This window comes from Anaerococcus marasmi, assembly GCF_900290195.1.
GTDB classification, from domain to species: Bacteria; Bacillota; Clostridia; order Tissierellales; family Peptoniphilaceae; genus Anaerococcus; species Anaerococcus marasmi.
In genome coordinates this window covers 1,387,161-1,408,585 of record NZ_OLMF01000004.1, presented here as the reverse complement: position 1 = coordinate 1,408,585, position 21,425 = coordinate 1,387,161, and the positions used below count along the sequence as shown (strand labels likewise).

Genomic DNA, 21,425 nt, shown 5'->3' with positions numbered 1-21,425 from the left:
TAAGGAAAATTTGACAGATAGGTAAATCAGTGCTATATTATAAATAACAAAGAGAAGAGGGGAGGGTACTTATGAAAGAAGTTCACATATTAGATACTTTAGAAGAAGTAAATATAGTAAGTGATCCCATAAGGCTTAAAATTATTATGACTTTAGGAGCTACACCTAAGACAGCTCAGGACTTATCAGATGCCCTAGGAGTTAGCAGGTCCAAAATCCACTACCACCTTAAAATATTGGAACAAAATGGAATTGTCGAGGTAGTAGATACAGAGCTAATAAATGGGATTACTCAAAAATATTTCTTACCTGTAGCCAAGGCCTTTATACCGAATAGCGAAATATTTAATAATAATTTGGAAGAAAAGCAATTCACCTTCAAAATCCCTAAGAAATCTTACGAGTCTTTCGAAAAAGACTTAAATGAATTAATAGAAAAATACAGGGAAGATGATGGAAATAGTGAAAGCTTCCAAGTACAAATCTATAAATTATCTTAAAACCAGTAAGTAGAGGCTTACTGGTAAAAAAATACGCAACTGTCAATAAAAACTAAACGTTAAAGATTATAACGCTTGTGATGAATAATTCAGAATGATGTAAATTTAATAATGAGATTTATTTACTGAATTATTAAAAAAAGGAAGATATATCAGTCAAGTAAGTACAATTCTATAAATATCTTAAGCCAGTAAGTAGAAGCTTACTGGTAAAAAATACGAGACTGTCAATAAAAAATAAACGTTAAATATAAGGAGAATGTTAAAAATGATTAAAAACAAAGATTTCTATGTCCTGCTTCTAGGACGACTTATTACAAACTTTGGCGATAGCCTTTATGCTATAGCTTCAACCCTCTTGGTCTACCAGATGAGTGGGTCTACTGTCTATTCAGGTATAAGCCTATTTCTGACATCATCAACAGCCATTGTTCAATTACTTCTAAGTCCAATCTTGGATAAGATTAATATGAAGAAGTTTTTGATTCTTACCCAATTTCTGCAGGCCATCTTAATATTAATAATTCCCGCTTTGTATTATTGGGAAAGACTGAATGTCTACCACATTATGGTTCTTATGCCAATAATTTCCTTGCTTAACCAGCTGGTTTATCCTGGACAGATTTCTCTTCTGCCTAAGATTCTTTCTGAAGATGAACTTGTTACAGGAAATTCCTTGATGACTATGGCTTATCAAGGGTCTAATGCCATCTTTGATACCCTAGCAGGTTTCATTATAGCGATTTTTGGCTTTATGACTGCTTTTTATGCAGATAGTGCAAGTTTTGTCTTGACTGGCCTTTTGTTCTGTCTCTTATCCAAAAAGCTTAGTCACTACAATGAAAGAGAAAATAAGAAAGAAGGTTCAGTTATTAAAAATCACTTTAAGGGACTTAAAGAAGGTCTAGATTTACTCAAGGATTCTAGAATTTTTGCCCTAGTCCTTGGAGTAGTCTTTATAAATTTCTCTGCCACATCTATAAGTGCAGTCTTACCTGCCTTTGCCAAAGATGAGATTTTCTATAGTCTGATGCTTGCAGGCATGGGAGTAGGAGTTCTCCTTGGTTCTTTGTTTGCAGGTCTTCCAAAGCTAAAGGAAGTATCTTTAGGTAAACTTTATGTTTATGGAATGCTTGTCGTATCCTTATCTTGGATATCTCTTTCTTACTTTGCTACAAATATTAAAGTAGCAGTCGCCTTATACGCTCTTGGATGGTTTGTAGTAGGAATAGTTAATGTATATGCCCAAACTATGGTCCAGATGCTTGTCCCAAGTGAGAAAATAGGTTCTGCCATGGGTGCTATGGTTGGTATATCTACCTTTATGGCACCAGTCGGAGCCTTGGTCGGTGGTTTTCTTGGAGAGTATTTATCAAGTTCAAAAGCGATTTTTATAGGAAGTGCCATAATTCTTTTGGTTGCTATCTACTGGGCCTTGAATAAAAATATTAGGAAGCTTCCGGCTGTAAATTATTTTGTAAAATAAAATAAACCCACTAGCTTATAAGAAGTCAGTGGGTCTATTTGGAGAGTGATTTAGTTTACCATCAAGTAGTTGAAGGCTCCGAGGGCTGCTGTTGCACCAGAGCCTGCAGCTATTACAATTTGTTTGAAGGCAGTCTCTGTAGAATCTCCTGCTGCAAATTCTACATTGCTTGGGCCATTCTTGTCCGTTATTATTTCACCGTGTTTATTTAACTGGACTTCACTTTCAGCTAGCCATTCTGTATTAGGAACAAGGCCTACTTGGATGAAGCAGCCGTCGATGGCTATTTCCTTTTCTTCGCCAGAGAACCTGTCAGTAAATTTTAGGCTCTGGACCTTGCCATTTCCATAAAGGCCGGTCGTTTGGGCTTTGGTTATTATCTCTACATTTTATAGGTTCTTTAGCTTATCTTGGAGGATTTTGTCTGCCTTAAGCTCTGGTAGAAACTCTATAACTGTAACCTTCTTAGCGAGATTAGCAAGATCAATTGCAGCTTCCGCACCGGAATTGCCACCTCCAATTACTGCTACTGGCTTATCCTTAAAGAGAGGACCATCACAGTGGGTGCAGTAGGCAACTTTCTTGTTTCTAAATATGATTCTTGCATATCTTCAAGCTCTGTCGGACATACAAAAGTAAAATCTGCTGGTTAAAATATTAGGACAGTACACTTATCTAGGAGGTCCTTATCAGTAACAAATTCTTCCTTAGATGGATCATAAGCATCTAAACTAAACTCTGGTAATTTTCTTCCTATAAAAGCCATATGCAATTCTCCTTAAGTTATATTTTAGAGTTCAGAATATTAAAATAATTATAATAATTGTTATCACTCTTATTAATATAATTAGAATAATTTTAAATCAAAAGTCAAACTAAATCTTTAAATTTTTAGAAAAATCACTTGATCAAATAGATTTTAATTGATGAATTAAGGTTGTTATTGAGCTTTTGATATTTTAAATATGTATTTTGTACATTTAATATTGATCAAGACATGTAACATATAAAAAACCACTATAAATACCTAATTTATAGTATAATATATGAGTTACTATCCCTAGACTGGTAACAGGAAGGGGGTGTCCGAAATGATAGATCCATGTCAGGGTCTACTCTATTCTTTAATTGTTGCTATCATGGCAAATGTAATTAGTCACTATATTTGTAAATGGTTAGATAGTAATGAAGATGAATAGTAACTAGCCAAGAAAAAAGACTGGAGCGGCAACTCCAGTCTTTTAATGTGTCCAAAATGATGAACTCTATTCTTTTAGTCGCTCATATTATACTAATATTAATGGTATATTACAAGTTAAAGTAGTAATCTATAAGCTTTATTGTATAAAGTCAATAAGTTTTGTGAAAGGAAATATACAGCTACTATGCCTTACAAGCTAGTGGTTTTTCTACCTAATACAAGAAAATAGATAGGAGATTAACATAATCTTACATTTATTGTATAATGTAAGTGAAATGTTTTATGAAAGGAAGATCAATGGATAAAAAAAATATTGAGATAAATGAAAAGCTAAAAGGCGGAGTTATAATGGACGTTATTAACGTCGAGCAAGCAAAGATAGCAGAAGATGCTGGCGCTGTTGCAGTAATGGCTCTTGAAAGAGTTCCTGCAGATATCAGGGCTGCCGGCGGAGTTTCAAGAATGAGTGATCCTGAAATGATAAGAAAAATCATGGATGCAGTTTCTATTCCAGTTATGGCAAAGGTTAGGATTGGTCATTTTGTAGAAGCACAAATCCTTGAAGCTTTAGGTATTGATTACATAGACGAATCAGAAGTTCTATCTCCTGCCGATGATGAAAACCATGTCGACAAGGCGAAATTTGAAACACCTTTTGTTTGTGGAGCAAGAGACTTGTCAGAAGCTCTTAGAAGAATCAAAGAGGGCGCATCAATGATTAGAACTAAGGGAGAAGCAGGAACTGGTGATGTAGTCCAAGCTGTAAGACACTTAAGAAAGATCAATTCACAAATAGCAGAAGTAGCGGGTCTTACTGATGATGCTCTTTATACAAAGGCAAAAGACCTCCAAGTTGACTATGACCTATTAAAATATGTAAGAGATAACAAGAGACTTCCTGTCCTAAACTTCTCTGCGGGTGGAGTAGCAACTCCAGCAGATGCAGCTCTTATGAGACAATTGGGAGCTGAGGGAGTATTTGTTGGATCTGGTATATTTAAATCAGGAGATCCAGAAAAGAGAGCCAAGGCTATAGTAAAGGCCGTGGCAGGATACAACGATCCAAAAGTTCTCCTTGAAGTAAGCAAAAACCTAGGAGAAGCTATGGTTGGAATAAATCCTTCTGAGATAGAAGAGATAATGGAATTGAGATAAAAAATTGGTGATGCAGCAGAAAATTATCCTGCTCATCACCTTTTTCTTTTGTGACTTAGTAAGAGTTTTTAATTTCTCTTCTTATTCATATTTAAAATCAAAGAAGCAGATAAAACTAGGATCATACCCAAGGCAAGTCTTAGGGTAAAGACTTCTCCTAGAACTATAACGGATAGGATAGATCCGAAAAGAGGAATAAAGAGCTTATAGATTCCAAATTCGTTTGCGGAATGTTCTTGAAGAACTAGGGTCCAAATAGTAAAGGCAGTTGCTGAAATAAAGGCTGCATAAACTAAGAGGATAGCCGCTTTGTCTGTAAAGGAAATCCATCCTCCACTAAGGCTTCTTCCTACAATAATTAAGATAATAGATCCTACAAAAAACTGAAGGCCTGTAAGAAGATAGCCATTCATCCCCTTGCCGTACTTCCTTACAAGGACTGTACACAAGGCATTTATTGATGTAGAAACTATGATAAATCCTTCGCCGGTAAGCTTCATAGCTTCTCCGCCGATTGGTTTTCCAGTATTTGTGATGATAATTCCAATAGTTCCTATCACGAGAGCCAGGATCATCTTTGAATTTATCTTATCTTCTGGTAAAAGTAGGGCAGAAAATATCACTACTATAAATGAATTTGCTGCTTGGATGATGGAAGATTTGACTCCAAAAGTGTTTGACAGACCTATATAGTAGAAAAGATATTGGATGCTAGTCTGAATTAAACCTAAAATTATGACAAATTTCCAATCGAGTTTCTTAAAATCCTTATAATTCTTATCGAAAATAAGAAAATAAATTAGGGTTATGATACCAGCCATAAAAAACCTAATCCCAGCTACGAGAATCTTTTGGCCAGTGTCACTTGCCCCGATTCCAAGCTCTAGGTAGGTTGTCTTTATGGTAGGGATGGCTGAGCCCCACAAAAACATAGCGAAAATCGAAAAGATAATCGCAAATTTCTTATTCTTTAACAAATTAACTCCTCCTATTGTCTTAAATATCTAAATAACTTTACTTATAATGACTTAATCACTTTACTAATTAATTAAAAATTAGCAAAGGCTTTTATCTTGCGAATCGAATTTATAAAAGGGTAATTTTGTAAAAGGATGGTAGATGCTTTATAGTAATATATCACAGCTATAAGAGAGAAAATTACAAGATTATTATTGGAAATTATCATGATCTTTTCGCTTTTACTTTTAGATAACAAAAAAACCACTAGCAAAAGCCAATGGTCTATGTTGAGATTTCTGTAAATCTCATGAGTTAAACAGGTCAAGGTAGCAAATATTTTTTAATATTTGCGGTCTTCCCTATTTTTGTAAAAAATAGGAGAAGAAAGCTAGTGAAATTTGCCCCAGGCAAGTTTCCTACTCTGACAAAATTTCTTTAGGGAATTTTGTTCCTTTCGCTGTTGTATTAAGATAATGAAAAAACCACTAGCAAGAGCTAATGGTCTATGTTGAGATTTCTGTAAATCTCATGAGTTAAACAGGTCATGGTAACAAATATTGATAATATTTGCGCTCTTCCCTATTTTTGTCAAAAAATAGGAGAAGAACCTAGTGAAATTTGCCCTAGGCAAGTTTCCTACCCTAACAAAATTTCTTTAGGAAATTTTGCTCCTTTCGCTGTTGTATTAAGATAATGAAAAAACCACTAGCAAAAAGCCAATGGTCTATGTTGAGATTTCTGTAAATCTCATGAGTTAAACAGGTCATGGTAGCAAATATTAACAAATATTTGCGGTCTTCCCTATTTTTGTCAAAAAATAGGAGAAGAACCTAGTGAAATTTGCCCTAGGCAAGTTTCCTACTCTGACAAAATTTATTTAATAAATTTTGCTCCTTTCGCTGTTGCATTTAGGTAATGAAAAAACCACCAGCAAAAAAGCCAATGGTCTTTATGAAATCTTTCTCGATTTCTGAGTTAAACAGCGAAAGTTTATCTTTCTAATCTAGTATAACAAGTAAAAACTGATATGTAAAGTCTTTTGCCCTAAATTTAGCCCGATTGGAGACTCTTATGAATTTACAGGAATATTTTCGTTATATTATAAAAATAATTAAAAGTATTCGGGTATATATTTAAGGATGAGGAGATAAAATGAAAACATTAATAGCTATAGATACAATCAAAAATTTTGAAGATTCTGTTACTATGGGAAGGATTTTTAAGGAGGAGTTGTCCTCTAAGGCTTATCCTATACCCTTCCTCGACGGAGGAGAAGGCACAATAGAGTCGATGAAGTTTATTTCTAAGGGAGATTACCACTATGTCAATGTACATAATCCCTTAAACGAAGCGATTACCGCGAGGTATTTGTTAAATGATGGTTTTGCTACTATAGAGATGGCCGAATCGTCTGGACTTTCGCTTTTGTATAAGGAAGATCTCGATGTTATGAACGCATCAAGCTTGGGGCTTGGAGAAGTCTTTCTTGATGCCTTGGACAATGGAGCGGAAAGCTTTTATATAGGTGTAGGTGACAGTGCTTCTAACGATATGGGCATGGGCATGCTCTATGCCTTGGGAGCGAGGTTCTATGATGAGGATGATAATAGTCTTTCTCCTGTAGCCAAAAATTTGGCCAAGGTTAGTAGGATTGATATAGATGGGGTAGATCAGAGATTTAAGCAGGCTGATATTAAGATTGCTACAAGCAGCGAGATGACTCTTTTTGGAGAAAATTCTTTCTTAGAAAACAGAGCCTATAGGAAGGGTGCAAGTGATCTTGATGTGGCGAGACTTTTTAGGGGGTGTGAGAACTTCATAGAAAAGACCGCCGAGCTTTTAGGAATCGGCCATGTTGACTTTCCATCTTTAGGTTCTGGTGGAGGCTGTGCTTGGGCCTTATTTACTTACTTTAAGGCCAAAATCACCGAGCCAATGGACTATATCTTGGAAAAGATTGATTTTAAAGATTTGATCAAGGATATGGATTATCTGATTTTAGGTGAGGACTTAAGTCAGTTTAATGCCTATTCTTCTATAAATATGGCAAAACTTGCCAAAAGATACAATGATAAGATAAAGATTATCTTCCTTCATGATGATAACAATGAAGATAATTACGACAAGACCTACTTTGATTATATTTATAAATACCATATAGATAATAATCTGGATAGGAAGACTCTTTTAGAAAAGATTAGAGAGCTTGCAGGCGAGGTCAATAACAAGTACCTCACAAGTCCTGAAATTAGCTAGGAAAGCGGTACAATTATCTATTATGAATATTAAAAAATTAGGAGAAACAAAAGTGACAACTGTCCTTATGATAATCAATATAGCAGTTTTCGCTATAATGACTTTGACAGGAGGAAGCGAGAATATTGGAAATCTCGTAAGATTTGGAGCGATGGTCAAGCCCTTGTTTTATCAAGGCGAATGGTGGAGAGTCTTTACAGCAGCCTTTATTCATATAGGATTTTTTCATATTTTATTTAATATGTATTTCCTTTATAATATAGGCCCTCTTTTCGAGAGACTTTATGGATCTATTAACTTTCTAATAATCTATATTTTGGCTGGAATTATGGGAAATCTCTTTACCTATGCTTTTGGTGGGGCCAATACTGTCTCTGCCGGAGCGTCTACTTCCCTTTATGGGATGTTTGGGCTTGCTATTGGTCTTATGATTAACTACAAGGATGATGAGATATTAAGAGGACTTGGGGCGAGCTTTATTTCTATAATAGTTATAAATATAATCTATTCCTTGCTTGCTCCTGGAATTGGAGTCCAAGGACATATAGGAGGATTTTTGGCAGGTGTTCTTCTTGCTGGAATTTTCCCTGTTGTAAATAGACAGCTTCCAAAGACTACTATCATAATTTCTCTAATAGCCTTCATAGTCTTGGCTTTCTTGTTTATAAGAATTGGTAATAAGAGTCTGGGTGTTGGCTAAGATGAAGTTATGGATATTAGGTCTAGTGTTTTTGTTAAGTGCTTGTTCCTTCCAGTCTAAGGAGGAATTTGAGAAAGAGATTGACGAAGTGGATAAGCCCAAAGAAACTATAGAGATGCCGGAGGTAACCTACAAGGACGCATCTACCAAGGAGACTGTTAGAAAAATCGACTTCGAAAAAGATTATAAGAAGGCTGTTATCGGTGATAATATAAGTCTTGATGAGGCTACAGGATTTATTAAGGAGATAAATTTTGCTGGAAATCAAGTTGGCTTTGTATTAGAAAAAGATCAAGCAAATATCTTAAATCTTAAACTAGTCTATGACGATGAAGGAAGGGCTGAATTTACTTATGGACCTCTTTCAAGAGAAGATGAGCTCGTAAGCAGAATCAAGGTCATAAGCTTTGATTCTGAAAGCGGGCCTATGCTTTTAGTAAGCGAGATTTCAGTCTTTGAAAATGAAAGTGTAAGTAATTATTATTTGTACAATAAATATCTAAGCCTACTCGATTATTTTTCCTTCTACAATACGACTGAAAAGATTGAGCCTGAAGTCAGAAGGCTGGATGATTTGGTAGAATCTAGTGAAACTTCTACTAAGAAGGACCTTAAGGAAGCTATAAGGACTAGGATAGAAGCTGAAGATAAATATTTACAAGATATCTCTAGGGCCTATGACTTAGATATGGACTTGGCTAAGGACACTATTTTAGGAGAAGAGCTTGAAATAGGAAATCTTCTTTACGATAAGAAGGATAAGGAAATTTTAAATATCGAAAAGAGAAAGACTGATGATGGGAAAGATACCATCACTATAAAATAGGAGAAAATAAAATAGGAGAAAAAATGGAAAGAAAAGATATAGACCAAAGATTAAAATGGGATACGACTTCGATTTATGAAAAAGACGAAGACTTCTACGAAGATATAGAAAATGTCAAGAAATTAGCTGATAAGCTAGTAGGCTTTAAGGGGAAAATCACATCTAGCCTAGATAATTTCAAAGAATTTATCAAATTAGATGAAGAGTTTTCTAGAAAATTAGAGAAAGCCTATGTCTACGCATCATTAAAAAGCGATGAAGATACTAGAGTTACCAAATACCAAGAGATGGACCAGGTAGCTACTAACACATATGTTGCCCTAACCGAAGCCCTATCTTTCATAAGACCAGAACTTTTGGCAACAGATGGGGAAAAGATTAAGGAATACCTAAAAGATCCTGAAATATCTCATCTTTCTCACTACTTTGAAGATATTGCTAGATACAAAGACCACACCTTGGATGAGAAAAGTGAGCAAATAATAGCAAGCTTTGGTAAGACTTCTCAAAATCCAAGTGCGACCTACATGATTTTCTCAAATGCTGATATGTCTTTTCCAAGTGTAGAAAAAGATGGGGAAGAGATAGAAATCACCGATGCGAACTTCGTAAACTTACAACAAGATAAGGACAGAGACTTTAGACGAAAGGTTTATGAGGAGTATTACAAGACCTATAGACAATTCTCAAACACCTTAGCAAGCACCCTAGATGGAGACTTCTCAGCTCACAACACAGAAGCTAAGCTTAGAGGATTCTCATCAGCTAGAGAAATGAGCTTGTTTGCTAATAACTTACCAGAAGAAATCTACGACAACCTACTAGAAGTAGTCCACGACAATGTCGATATACACAGGGATTACACCACACTTAGGAAAGAATTCCTCGGAGTAGATGACTTAGGATTCCATGATATTTACATGCCGCTCGTAAAAGATTATGATAGAAAAATCGAATTTGATGAAGCTAAAGAAATCGTCCTCGAAGCTATCAAACCACTCGGCGAGGAATACGTAGAGGTAGCAAGGAAGGGATTTGAAACAGGATGGTTCGACGTTTGTCCAAACAAGGGCAAAAGGGGCGGAGCTTACTCATCAGGCTCCTACGATACCCAACCATTCATCTTACTCAATTACACAAATACAATAGATGATGTATTTACAGTAATTCACGAGTTAGGTCACTCTATGCACTCCTACTACACAAGGAGCAATCAAGAATACCAATATGGTTCTTATTCAATATTCTTGGCAGAGATTGCATCAACTACCAACGAGCTTCTTCTCCTAGACTACATGCTCAAAAACTCCAAGTCTAAAGAAGAAACAGCTTATCTACTAAACTACTTTGTAAACCAATTCAAATCAACAGTCTTTAGACAAACTATGTTTGCAGAATTCGAGCATAAGGTAAATAAATTAGTAGAAGCTGGTGAGCCAATTCCATCTGAGAGACTTCACGGAATATACAAAGAATTAAACGAAGATCTTTTTGGAGAAGACATAGAAGTAGATGAATTTATATCTGCAGAATGGGCGAGAATCCCACACTTCTACATGTTCTACTATGTCTTCCAATATGCGACAGGATTTATGAGTGCTGTTGCCCTAAGCCAAAAGATCCTTCACGGAACAGATGAGGATAGAGCAGCTTATCTAAACTACCTAAAAGCAGGAGAGAGCGAATATCCACTAGAAGTCCTAAAGAAAGCAGGAGTTGATATGACAGGCAAGGATGCCATGCAAAAGGCTATGGATGTAGCAAGAGATGCTCTAAAAGATTTAAGAGAAGCAATATTATAAAAATATAAGTTATGAGGCTATGGCTATGCTGTAGCCTTTTTTATTTAAGCTTTAATTTGGGTAAATATGAATATAAGAGTAGCTTTTAAAAATAGAAATGAGTAGCTTATGACTTATAGGAAGAGAAAATTTGAAATAGTAAAGAAATTTATGAATCCGGAGCTTATTAGAGATATGAGGCTTGTCTTTGCTAAGGATAGAAATAATAGGAAGGAAGATAAAGAAAGAGAGATTCGTCTTGGCCAAAATCTTGTCGTCCTCTTCGAGGACCTGGGTCCAGTCTTTATTAAATTCGGCCAAATTTTATCTACCAGGAGAGATATATTCTCAGACAATATAATAAATGAATTAGAAAAGCTCCAGGATGATGTAAAGGAAGAGGATTTCTCCTATATAAAAGAAACTATAGAAGAAGAATTTGCTAGGGATATTGAAGATATATTTGTAGAATTTGATAGGAAGGTTCTTGCGACAGGCTCTATTGCCCAAACCCACCTTGCTTATATTAGGAATGATGATTCAGTCAAAAAGGTCGTAGTAAAGGTTAGAAGAAAAAATATAGAAAAAAGGGTAAGTGAAGATCTCGCTATTATCAGGGACTTATACAGGAAATATCAGAATAAACTTAACTTTATCGAATCCTTCGACTTAGGAGAAGTCCTAGAAGAATTTGATAAAACTTTAAGAAAAGAGATTGATTTCAAAAATGAAAAGGAAAATATCTTAAAATATAGGGAAGATAACAAGAGAACGACCGACCTATCATCTCCAGCTGTCTACGAAGATTATTGTGGGAAGTCGGTCCTAACTATTGAATACATAAATGGCAAAACCATCAGATCAATTTACAATAAAGATCCAGAGATAAGAAAGACACTTGCTAAAAAGATCATCAAGGCCTACACCAACCAGATGTTTTCCTATGGCTTTTTCCACGCGGATCCCCATCCTGGAAATATCTTTGTAGATTCAGATAATAATCTATATCTCATTGATTTTGGTATAGTATCCACTCTTTCGGAAAACTATAGGTATCAGATAATCAAAATATTCCTAGGAGCAAGTTTTAACGAAGTAAGTTTTGTGACAGATGCCATCATAGGTATGGGACTTTTGGCCTTTGATAGCAAGAAGATACCGATTTTTGAAAGAAGAATCCAGAAACTTTTGGATAAGTACATGGCTATGAATATTAGCCAGCTAAAATTAGTAGAACTTATAGAGGACTTTTATAGGCTACTGGTAGATTTTTCAATCAAAATCCCATCAGAGCTTACTAATTTTGGCAAAACTGTATTAACTGTAGAAGGTCTTATAGAAAAGCTAGTCCCAGAAGAATCCTTCATAGCCCTAGCTATACCTCTAGCAAGACCGATGGCGCTTAAACTCTTAAGCCCAGACATAGTCTCAAACAAAATACTTAAAAATACTTACAATTTAGCAAGCTTTATAAATGAGCTGCCCAAAGCTTCTTTGAATATATTAAGGCAACTAGAAAGAGGAGATTTCGCTATAGAGCAAAAAAGAAGTGATGAGGATCTCCAACTTTTTGAGAAAATTGAAAAAAGAAAGGTTAATGCCATAGTTTTTATAGGTATTTGCCTAATCATATCATCTTCTATATTAAGCCTTGCTCTAATCGGGTTAAACAATAAGGATATAAGACTTCTAATAATATTAATTTTAACAATAAGCTTGATTTTTTCTCTTTACCTACTGAAAAGCTTACTGAAAAAAAGAAAATAATCCAGGCTCCTTCGGGGGTCTCGGACCGTCGATAAACCCACTAGTAAATTGGGTTTATCGACGCTTTTTCTATATTTATCCTCAAATATATTAATTTTTCAAATAGTGATGCAAATCCGATTTCTTTTTCTTCTAGTACTTCGCCTTTAGGGTAAACAAAGTCATTTTTGCCTTTGTTGTTTAAGCTTTTGTCTATAGTCTGAGACCACTTCAGAGGTCTATTTTTTATGAATTTTACTAGGGCTTAATTTATTCTTTACAAAAATCCTTTACTATATTCTATAGTATAAAGCTAAGGAGGAAAAATGTTAAATATAGCCCATAGGGGATTTAAGGGAGCATATCCAGAAAATACAATGCTCGCCTATGAAAAAGCAATAGAAACGGGAGCGGATGGTATAGAATTTGATGTTCACCTTACAAAGGACAGTGAACTTGTAATAATTCATGATGAAACTTTAGAAAGAACTACAGATGGAAAGGGTCTAATAAAAGATAAAACTTTGCAAGAACTTAAAAAGTTAAATGCTTCAAAGGGATATCTAAATTGTGAAGTTCAGACAATACCTACTCTAAGAGAATACTTTGACTTTGCTAAAAACAAAGATATCATTACAAACATTGAACTTAAGACGTCCATTATAAGGTACGAGGGAATAGAGAAAAAAGTTTATGACTTAATAAATGAATATGGTATGAAGGATAAAATAATAATTTCGTCTTTTAACCACAATTCTTTAATCAAGATGAAAGAAATAGATAGAGAAATAAAATGTGGAGTCCTAGAATCATCAAGACTGTATAAACCATGGGAATACGTAAATAATATGGGAATGGAATATTTCCATCCATTAAATTTCACCATTAACAAAGAAATAGCAGAGAAATTCTTAGAAAATAACATAGGATTAAATATTTGGTTTGGCAAAGCGGACTACGACTTCAGCAAATGTCTAGACCTTAATCCGACAGGCCTTATAACAGATTTTCCTGATAGGGTTAATGACTTACTTACAAAATAAATTTAATAAAAAATAGGTTTATTTTACATAGACATTACAAAATTAATAAAAGAATTTGATATATTTCCTTTATAATTCTAAAGGAAATGAAATAAATGGAGGAATTATGTTTAAAAAAATCGCTAGAAGACTAATGTTAGTCTTGATGTTCGTTACTTTAACTGCATGTGCAGGACGTAATGAGGATTCTAAATCAATTGATACAGGAAAAGATAGTAAAAATAGTGAAAGCTCTGAATCAAACAGTAGCAATGATAGTTCAGATGGCAAGACAACTATAGTATTTTGGCACTCAATGGGTGGTAATCTTAACGATGCTATAGACCATCTAGTTGCTGAATATAACGAGTCACAAGATAAATATTTTGTGAAGGCAGAATTCCAAGGAGAATACGACGATGCTCTTACAAAACTTAGATCATCTGCTTCAGGCAAGGACGTAGGAGCTGATATTGTTCAGGTTTTTGAATTAGGAACAAGATATATGATTGACTCAGGTCTTATCAAGCCTATGCAAGATTTTGTTGATGAAGAAAATTATGACACAAGTCAACTAGAAGATAATCTTCTTGCTTATTATACAGTAGATGGGAAATTAAATTCTATGCCATTTAACTCTTCAACACCTCTTCTTTATTACAACAAGGATATGTTTGAGGAAGCTAACGTTGAAGCTCCAAAGTCTTTGGAAGAGATGAAGCTTGTAGGTCAAAAACTTAAAGAATCTGGTGTTACAGATATGCCTATTTCATTTAGCGTATATGGTTGGTGGATTGATCAATTTATGAATAAACAAGGGCTCGACCTATTTGATAATGAAAATGGTAGAAAAGCTAATCCTACAAAATCAGTTTTTGAAGAAAATGGTGGTGTTACTAATATACTTAAGGCTTGGAAAGATCTAGCTGATGAGGGTATAGCGCCTAATGTTGGTAAGCAAGGTGGAACTGCAGAATTTAATTCAGGAACAAGTGCTATGACATTTGCATCAACTGCTTCTCTTACACAAATATTATCAGAAGTAGGAGATAGATTCGAAGTTGGAACTGCATATTTCCCATCTGTAAAAGATTCTGATAAGAATGGAGTTTCAATCGGAGGAGCATCTTTATATGCTATAAATTCAGGTGATGAGGAAAAAATGGCAGGAACATGGGATTTCATCAAGTTCTTAGTAAGTGTCGAATCTCAAACATATTGGAATGCAAATACGGGATATTTCCCAGTAAATAAGGGAGTACTCGAGACACAAGAATTCAAAGACCTAATCAAGGAATCTCCACAATTTGAGACTGCAATCAATCAATTACATGATTCAAAACCGGAAGATCAAGGGGCACTTGCAACAGTGTATCAAGAATCTCGACAAATTATGGAAAAGTACATCGAAGAGGTCCTAAATGGAAATATAAGCCCAGAAGATGCAAGCAAAAAGATGGCAGAAGAAATAGATGCTGCCTTAGAATCATACAATAAGGTTAACAAATAATGAATAAATACAATAATAAAGCCTATCTTTACATGCTTCCAGCACTGGCTCTATTAGCACTATTTGTATTTTATCCTTTCGTACAGACTATTATTCGTAGTCTGTACGCGACGGATAATATGGGGGCCAATACTCTTTTCATTGGATTTAAAAATTATTCGGATCTTCTATCTTCCCCATCTTTTTGGAACAGTCTAAAGGTAACCATGATTTATGTTGTTATAGTTGTAATTATAGGTGTTCTAATAGGATTTTCTACAGCACTATTGTGCAGAGTAAATTTTCCAGCTATCAGGTTATTCTCGGCTGCTTATTCTCTTCCTATAGCTATAGCTTCATCAGGTATGGCTCTAGTATTTAAAGTAATGCTTAACCAATCTGTAGGAATTTTAAATGTGATTTTAAAAACAAATGTGAACTGGCTGGCCGACCCTAACTGGGCTCTTGTAAGTGTAGGTATTCTTACAGCTTGGCTAAACTCAGGTATGAATTTCTTATATTTTTCATCGGGACTAGCTGGGATAGATGACAGCTTGTATGAAGCTGCTTCAATTGATGGAGCAAATAACTGGAATCAGTTTAAGCATGTTACCCTTCCTTCAGTAAGACCTATAATGTTTTTTGTTGTAGTTACTAATATAATCAATGCCTTCCAATCATTCGGACAAATAAAGCTTCTTACTCAAGGTGGACCAGGAGAGGCAACTAATGTAATAGTGCATGATATTTATAAAAATGCCTTTATGAACTACAGGTATGGTTATGCTTCTGCTGAATCAGTAGTTTTATTTTTTATAGTTATGATTCTTACAATCATAGCCTTTAGATCAAACGGAGATAATAATGCAAGTAAGTAGCAATATAAAAGAGATTAATGCTAAACAAAAGGAAAAATCTATAAAAAGAAGTCTTAAAAAGACTGAACTATTAAGATTGATTTTAAATATTATAGTAGTTTTCTTCGTACTATTTCCTATAATCTATGCATTCGTTATGAGTGTAAAGCCTAGTCAGGAATTGTACGATAAGACTTTTTTTACAGCAAATCCAACTATTAATAACTATAAGGATGTATTTAAGATAGCCCCAATAGAAGGCTATATAATAAATTCTCTTATAGTTTCTGTAATCATAACCTTATTCCAAATGGTAACTGCAATTTTATCTGCTTTTGCCCTTCACTTTCTAAATTTTAAGAAAAAGGGAATTCTATTTGCGATAATAATGGCGACAACTATGATTCCTGGAGAAACTACCATAATTTCGAACTTCTTGATGATTTCTGGATGGGGCTTTACAGATTCGTTTTTTGGATTGGTTGCACCTTACTTAACTAGTGCCATGGGAATCTTTCTCTTTAGACAAGCTTTTAAGTCTTTTCCTATGGAAATTTATGAGGCAAGTAAGATAGACGGAGCAAGTGATTTGGGTTTTATATTTAGAATCCTTATTCCTCTTTCAAAACCGACAATAGGAGCCTTGGCTGTACAATCTTTCTTGGGAGCATGGAATATGTATATGTGGCCACTTCTTATAACTGGATCTGATAGATATAGGACGGTGCAAATTGGTATATCTATGCTAAATTCAGCAGATTCACAATCGATGCTTTTGATGATAGCAGGGGTTGTAGTTTGTATGATACCATCGCTAATAATATTTATGTTCGCCCAAAAGAATATGGTAAAGGGACTAACTACAGGAGCAATAAAGGGGTAATTATGGCAAAAGTAAAATTAGAAGATATTTGGAAAATATATGATAATGGCTTCGAAGGAGCAAAGAATATAAATCTTGATATAAAAGATAAGGAGTTTGTAGTCCTAGTTGGCCCTTCTGGCTGTGGTAAGTCTACGACACTTAGGATGATTGCAGGTCTTGAACCAATAAGTGCGGGAGATTTGTATATAGATGAAGCTAGGATGAATGATGTAAACCCCAAAGATAGGGATATAGCTATGGTATTTCAATCCTACGCCCTATATCCTCATATGAGTATCAGGGAAAATATGGGATTTGCTTTAAAGATGCAAAAAGAAAAGAAAGATAATATAAATCAAAAGGTTGAAAAAATTGCAAAAATATTGCAACTTGAAGCTCTCCTAGATAGAAAACCAGCCCAATTATCTGGAGGACAAAGACAAAGAGTCGCCCTGGGAAGAGCAATGGTTAGAAATCCCAAGGTTTTTCTATTAGACGAGCCTTTATCAAATCTTGATGCCAAGCTAAGGGTGGAGATGAGATCTGAAATAGTCAGACTTCATAAGGAGTTAGATACAACATTTATCTATGTAACTCACGATCAGATAGAAGCTATGACAATGGGAGATAGGATTGCGGTTTTAAATCAAGGAGAACTTATCCAATTTGATACACCTCTAAACCTATATTATAGACCAAGAAATAGATTTATTGCAGAATTTATTGGCTCTCCTAAGATGAATATAATTGAAACCAATTTAATAAAAGAAGGATCTTCGATTTATGTAGAACTTTTTGACAAGAAGATTAAATTACCTGACTTTAAAACAAAAGACCTTCTAGAAAAGGGAGTACAAGAGGGAAGAATCCTTTTAGGAGTAAGGACAGAAGAATTTAATTATGATAAGGAATCTGATATAAAAGTGAAGTTTTCAAATGTTGAATATATGGGGTCGGATACCTATGGTTATACTAGAACTGATAATGGAGAAACGGTAGTGATGCGTTTTGATTCTAAAGATCCTATATTGGCGAATAAAGAAATTCATATAAGCATTAATATTGAAAATACGTATATATTCGATGCAGAAACTGAAAATTGTATTTCTTTTCCTGAAAAAAATGTAGATCCTATAAAATTACAAGAAGTTATAGATGAATAAAAAAAGACATACCTAGTCGTTTTAGGCTAAGTATGTTTTTATTTTTAGATTACAACTTTTTAAAAATAATATTAAGAAGCTCTTCCTTTCTCTTATAGGATAGGTCTTCTTCTTTTACTCTCTTACTACTTTCTTTCTCGATTTTTTCCTTGATATCGCCCGTCAACCTATCTTCTGCAAAATTATAGACTGTGGAGTTTTCCTTATCTATATGGCTTCTTAAAAGATTGACATAGGCCATGGAGTTTGCAAGTATCTGCAAAACAGCTTTATCATCCTTCTTCATCTTGTAAGAATTTAGGGAATTTTCAAGCTCGAAGACATAGCCCCTTGCGAGTTGATGCTCGACAAGCATGCCGTTTTTTATAACTTTTTCTCCCAAAACCCCGAGCTCTTCTAGCATATATTTAAAAAGGATATCTTCTTCCTTCTTGTGATGGATCCCATCTGCAAACTCCCTGATAAAGGAGATGCTAGCCCTGAAGAATTCTTCATCTATGGCTTTACCATTGAGAATAGAAAGACATTCTTCCTCTAACCTATCCAAAAACTTTGTTATTTGATCGTGTTCTTTTACTAAATACTCTATTGCTTTCATATTATCACCTTTTAATATTATACTTGAGCTTTTGGGAAAACCACTAGTCTTCTTGTATAATCTAAGTACGAGGAGGAAATATGCATTACACAGGAAATGAAATATACAGACCGCCCCTTGAGGCAAGGACGCCTTTATTGGAAGTAACTAGAGGATGCTCACACAACAAGTGCGTGTTTTGCACAATGTATCAGAGAACTCCCTTTTCTATAGCTCCCAAGGAAAATATAATAAGTGACTTGGAAGAGTTAGCCTTTTACTATCCAAATCTTGAAAGAATATATCTCTTAAATGGAGATCCCTTTGCCTTATCCTTTGAAAAACTAAAGGATCTAGGAGAATTGATCCATGAATATTTACCAAATATCAAAACCATAACTTCATATGCCTCATTTTATAATATGAAGAACAAAACAGTAGCAGAACTTAAAGAGTTAAAGAAATTGGGATTTGACGAATTGTATATAGGAGTGGAGACGGCTTATGAGCCTGCCCTACTTATGATAAACAAGGGTTGTAACTTAGAAGAATATAAAGAGTCCCTAGGGAAATTAAAAGAAGCAGGAATAAGCTATCATGCTATCCTTATGATGGGGGTTGCGGGACGTGGTAATTCAGAAATAAACGCAAAAGCTACGGCAGAATTTCTAAATATCTACCCATCCAAATCTGTTTTTCCGATGACAACATCAGTCCAGTTTGGATCTGAGCTTTACAAAATGAGGGAAGAAGGAGACTTTAAGGAAGCAAGTCTTGGAGAAATTATAAAAGAGCAAATAGTCCTAGTAGAAAATCTAGACTATCCTGACGAAAGTCTTTTCTCATCAGGCCATATGGTAAATCTTATAAATATAAGCCATAGATTTAAAAACAAGGATAAAATACTGGAAAAATTAAATTACGCCCTAGAAAACCTAAGCCCAGAGATATTGAACTCGACAAATGAGAGACAAGCTAGATAAAGAAAAATCGCCCCGGAGGCGATTCAGAGTATAGAAAAAGTAGATTTAATTAAAAATTTTTATATTTAAGTCACCCTTATCTCGACTAAGTGAGTGAAACGAACGCATGGAGAGATCTAATTAGATTTCTCCACTCACTACGTTCGGTCGAAATAAGGGTAATTTCGATTTTATCTACAGTCTGAAATCGCCACTTAGGCGATTTTTTAATCTTCACTATAGGATTTGAAAGGCTGATCTGTTTTTGGAAGTCTATCTGGACTTATAGAAAGCCCCATTTTATTTTTCTCGTGCTTAAGCTCTATGAGTAAAGAAATCATCATAAAAATTATTACCAGAGAAAAAGGTAAGGCTACAATGATTAGGGTATTTTCCAGAGCAGTAAGGCCGCCAGAAAATAGAAGCGATATGGCTATAAGGGCAAGCAGAGCTCCCCAAACTATTTTCTTCTTATTGGATGGGTTAAGCTTTCCTTTTTCAGATAACATAGCCAAAACAAAGGTTGCAGAGTCAGCAGATGTTATGAAAAACGAAACAATTAAAACCAGGGCAACCAAGGACATGATTTTGCCTAAATTATAATGGGAAAATGTTGCGAAAAGAATTTCTTCAGTTGCAAAGCCAGTCAAATCGAAACCTGCTTCTTGAACGCCAGTTGATAGGGTACCGAAACTTGTAAACCAAAGGATACTTAAAATAGTTGGAACAAGCAATACAACCGCAATAAATTCCCTGATAGTTCTTCCCTTTGATATCCTAGCTATAAAAACTCCAACAAAAGGAGACCAGGATATCCACCAAGCCCAATAGAAAATAGTCCAAGAATTAATCCAACCACGCTTTTCAGGATAGAAGGAGGCTGATCTAAAGCTCATAGCTAAGAAATTCTGCATGTAATTTCCTAAAGAATCAGTTAAGTTATCTAAAATCCTTACAGAGGGGCCTACTACAATGGCAATGGCCAGTAGACCTATAGCTAGAATCAGATTTAAATTTGATAAAATCTTTACTCCCTTACCCAAACCTGACATGGCGCTTAGGATAAATAGGAGGGTTGTGATTAATATAATTATAGTCTGGATCTTGAAATTATTTGGTATGCCAAATAGATAAGAAAGCCCACCGTTAATTTGACTTGCTCCAAAACCTAGGGTTGTAGCAACCCCGATAACAGTTGCAACAATAGTAATAATATCAATTGACTTACCTATAAAGCCATTAGTATTATCTAACAAAGGCTTGAAGGTCTCTGACAAGAGATATCTCTCTTGCTTTCTAAAACCAAAATAAGCGAGAGCTAGACCCACTATAGCATAAACACCCCAAGCGTGTATACCCCAATGGAAGAAAGTGTATTGGAAAGAATCCTCCAAAGCTTTTCTAGAAGAAGGATCTGCTAGGGGTGGGTTTATAGCATAGTGGCTGAGGGGTTCTGCTGCCCCATAAAAAACAAGGCCTATACCCATACCAGCTGAAAACATCATTGCTATCCAAGAAGCAGTGGAATGTTCTGGTTTTGAATTAGGATTACCCAATTTAATTTGACCGATAGGACTAAGGCATAGGTATAACAAATAAAATAAAATACCTGTAACAAGTAAAAGGTAGAACCAACCAAAGTCCTTAGTGATACTTGTAGTTAGATTCCTAGTTACTTCTCCAAAAGAAGAAGGAATGACAATTCCCATAGCTACAAGGACTACTAATAATCCTAGAGCTAAAACAAAAACCTTATTATTTCTTATGTAAGATGATTTTTCTTTCATATAAACTCCTTTCATATATTAATAATCTCAATAAATTTACTAGACTATAATATTGTTTTTATAATCTAAGTCAAACATTTGTGTTAACTTAA

The 21,425-nt window shown here is 34.9% G+C and carries 17 protein-coding genes and 1 pseudogene; 14 read left to right on the top strand and 4 right to left on the bottom strand.

The genetic code is table 11. The features are described 5' to 3' along the window. The first annotated feature begins 71 nt into the window (after window positions 1–71). A complete protein-coding gene (locus C7D97_RS07285; protein WP_105301403.1) occupies window positions 72–500 on the top strand; it encodes an ArsR/SmtB family transcription factor in 429 nt (142 codons plus the stop codon). Window positions 501–759: 259 nt separating this feature from the next. After that, a complete protein-coding gene (locus C7D97_RS07280; RefSeq protein WP_105301402.1) occupies window positions 760–1,986 on the top strand; it encodes an MFS transporter in 1,227 nt (408 codons plus the stop codon). Between the two features lie 50 nt (window positions 1,987–2,036). Here the strand turns inward: C7D97_RS07280 and C7D97_RS07275 are convergent. After that, a pseudogene (locus C7D97_RS07275) lies at window positions 2,037–2,579 on the bottom strand (FAD-dependent oxidoreductase); the annotation flags it as partial. A 905-nt stretch (window positions 2,580–3,484) separates the two neighbouring features. Between C7D97_RS07275 and pdxS the strand changes: the two are divergent. After that, the gene (gene pdxS / locus C7D97_RS07265; protein ID WP_105301401.1) at window positions 3,485–4,342 is read left to right on the top strand and encodes a pyridoxal 5'-phosphate synthase lyase subunit PdxS; all 858 of its coding nucleotides are present in this window, start codon (window positions 3,485–3,487) and stop codon (window positions 4,340–4,342) included. 68 nt (window positions 4,343–4,410) lie between these two features. Here pdxS and C7D97_RS07260 read toward each other — a convergent pair whose 3' ends face one another. Further along, complete coding sequence (locus tag C7D97_RS07260; protein WP_105301400.1) at window positions 4,411–5,319, bottom strand: DMT family transporter; 909 nt, start codon at window positions 5,317–5,319, stop codon at window positions 4,411–4,413. Window positions 5,320–6,454: 1,135 nt separating this feature from the next. Between C7D97_RS07260 and C7D97_RS07255 the strand changes: the two genes are divergently transcribed. From C7D97_RS07255 to C7D97_RS07210, 10 genes are all read left to right on the top strand, one after another. Beyond that, window positions 6,455–7,558, top strand: a complete 1,104-nt coding sequence (locus C7D97_RS07255) for a glycerate kinase family protein (RefSeq protein WP_105301399.1) — start codon at window positions 6,455–6,457, stop codon at window positions 7,556–7,558. Window positions 7,559–7,580: 22 nt separating this feature from the next. Continuing rightward, window positions 7,581–8,258: a rhomboid family intramembrane serine protease gene (locus C7D97_RS07250; RefSeq protein WP_105301398.1), complete on the top strand. Its 678-nt coding sequence runs from the start codon at window positions 7,581–7,583 to the stop codon at window positions 8,256–8,258. Window position 8,259: 1 nt separating this feature from the next. Next, window positions 8,260–9,084: a hypothetical protein gene (locus C7D97_RS07245; RefSeq protein WP_158679122.1), complete on the top strand. Its 825-nt coding sequence runs from the start codon at window positions 8,260–8,262 to the stop codon at window positions 9,082–9,084. 23 nt (window positions 9,085–9,107) lie between these two features. Further along, window positions 9,108–10,886 carry an oligoendopeptidase F gene (gene pepF, locus C7D97_RS07240; protein WP_105301396.1) on the top strand — a complete coding sequence of 593 codons (1,779 nt, stop codon included), beginning with the start codon at window positions 9,108–9,110 and terminating at the stop codon, window positions 10,884–10,886. A gap of 108 nt (window positions 10,887–10,994) precedes the next feature. Further along, window positions 10,995–12,632 (top strand): ABC1 kinase family protein, encoded by a 1,638-nt coding sequence (locus tag C7D97_RS07235; RefSeq protein WP_105301395.1) that lies wholly within the window; start codon window positions 10,995–10,997, stop codon window positions 12,630–12,632. Window positions 12,633–12,937: 305 nt separating this feature from the next. After that, on the top strand, window positions 12,938–13,654 hold the full coding sequence (locus C7D97_RS07230; RefSeq protein WP_105301394.1) for a glycerophosphodiester phosphodiesterase: 717 nt from the start codon (window positions 12,938–12,940) through the stop codon (window positions 13,652–13,654). A gap of 106 nt (window positions 13,655–13,760) precedes the next feature. Next, window positions 13,761–15,143, top strand: a complete 1,383-nt coding sequence (locus C7D97_RS07225; protein ID WP_105301393.1) for an ABC transporter substrate-binding protein — start codon at window positions 13,761–13,763, stop codon at window positions 15,141–15,143. A 206-nt stretch (window positions 15,144–15,349) separates the two neighbouring features. Next, window positions 15,350–16,000 (top strand): carbohydrate ABC transporter permease, encoded by a 651-nt coding sequence (locus C7D97_RS07220; RefSeq protein ID WP_240308895.1) that lies wholly within the window; start codon window positions 15,350–15,352, stop codon window positions 15,998–16,000. Continuing rightward, entirely contained in the window at window positions 15,987–16,862 is an 876-nt protein-coding gene (locus C7D97_RS07215; protein ID WP_105301391.1) for a carbohydrate ABC transporter permease, read from the top strand. The genes C7D97_RS07220 and C7D97_RS07215 overlap by 14 nt, the downstream gene beginning before the upstream one ends. 2 nt (window positions 16,863–16,864) lie before the next feature. After that, window positions 16,865–18,007, top strand: a complete 1,143-nt coding sequence (locus tag C7D97_RS07210; protein WP_105301390.1) for an ABC transporter ATP-binding protein — start codon at window positions 16,865–16,867, stop codon at window positions 18,005–18,007. A 49-nt stretch (window positions 18,008–18,056) separates the two neighbouring features. On the opposite strand, the gene C7D97_RS07205 is transcribed toward C7D97_RS07210, so the two are convergent. Further along, the gene (locus tag C7D97_RS07205) at window positions 18,057–18,605 is read right to left on the bottom strand and encodes a hemerythrin domain-containing protein (RefSeq protein ID WP_105301389.1); all 549 of its coding nucleotides are present in this window, start codon (window positions 18,603–18,605) and stop codon (window positions 18,057–18,059) included. An 80-nt stretch (window positions 18,606–18,685) separates the two neighbouring features. On the opposite strand from C7D97_RS07205, the gene C7D97_RS07200 reads away from it, so the two are divergent. Beyond that, complete coding sequence (locus C7D97_RS07200; RefSeq protein ID WP_105301388.1) at window positions 18,686–19,567, top strand: radical SAM protein; 882 nt, start codon at window positions 18,686–18,688, stop codon at window positions 19,565–19,567. Between the two features lie 206 nt (window positions 19,568–19,773). On the opposite strand, the gene C7D97_RS07195 is transcribed toward C7D97_RS07200, so the two are convergent. Next, a complete protein-coding gene (locus tag C7D97_RS07195) occupies window positions 19,774–21,333 on the bottom strand; it encodes a BCCT family transporter (RefSeq protein ID WP_105301387.1) in 1,560 nt (519 codons plus the stop codon). Window positions 21,334–21,425: the final 92 nt, after the last annotated feature.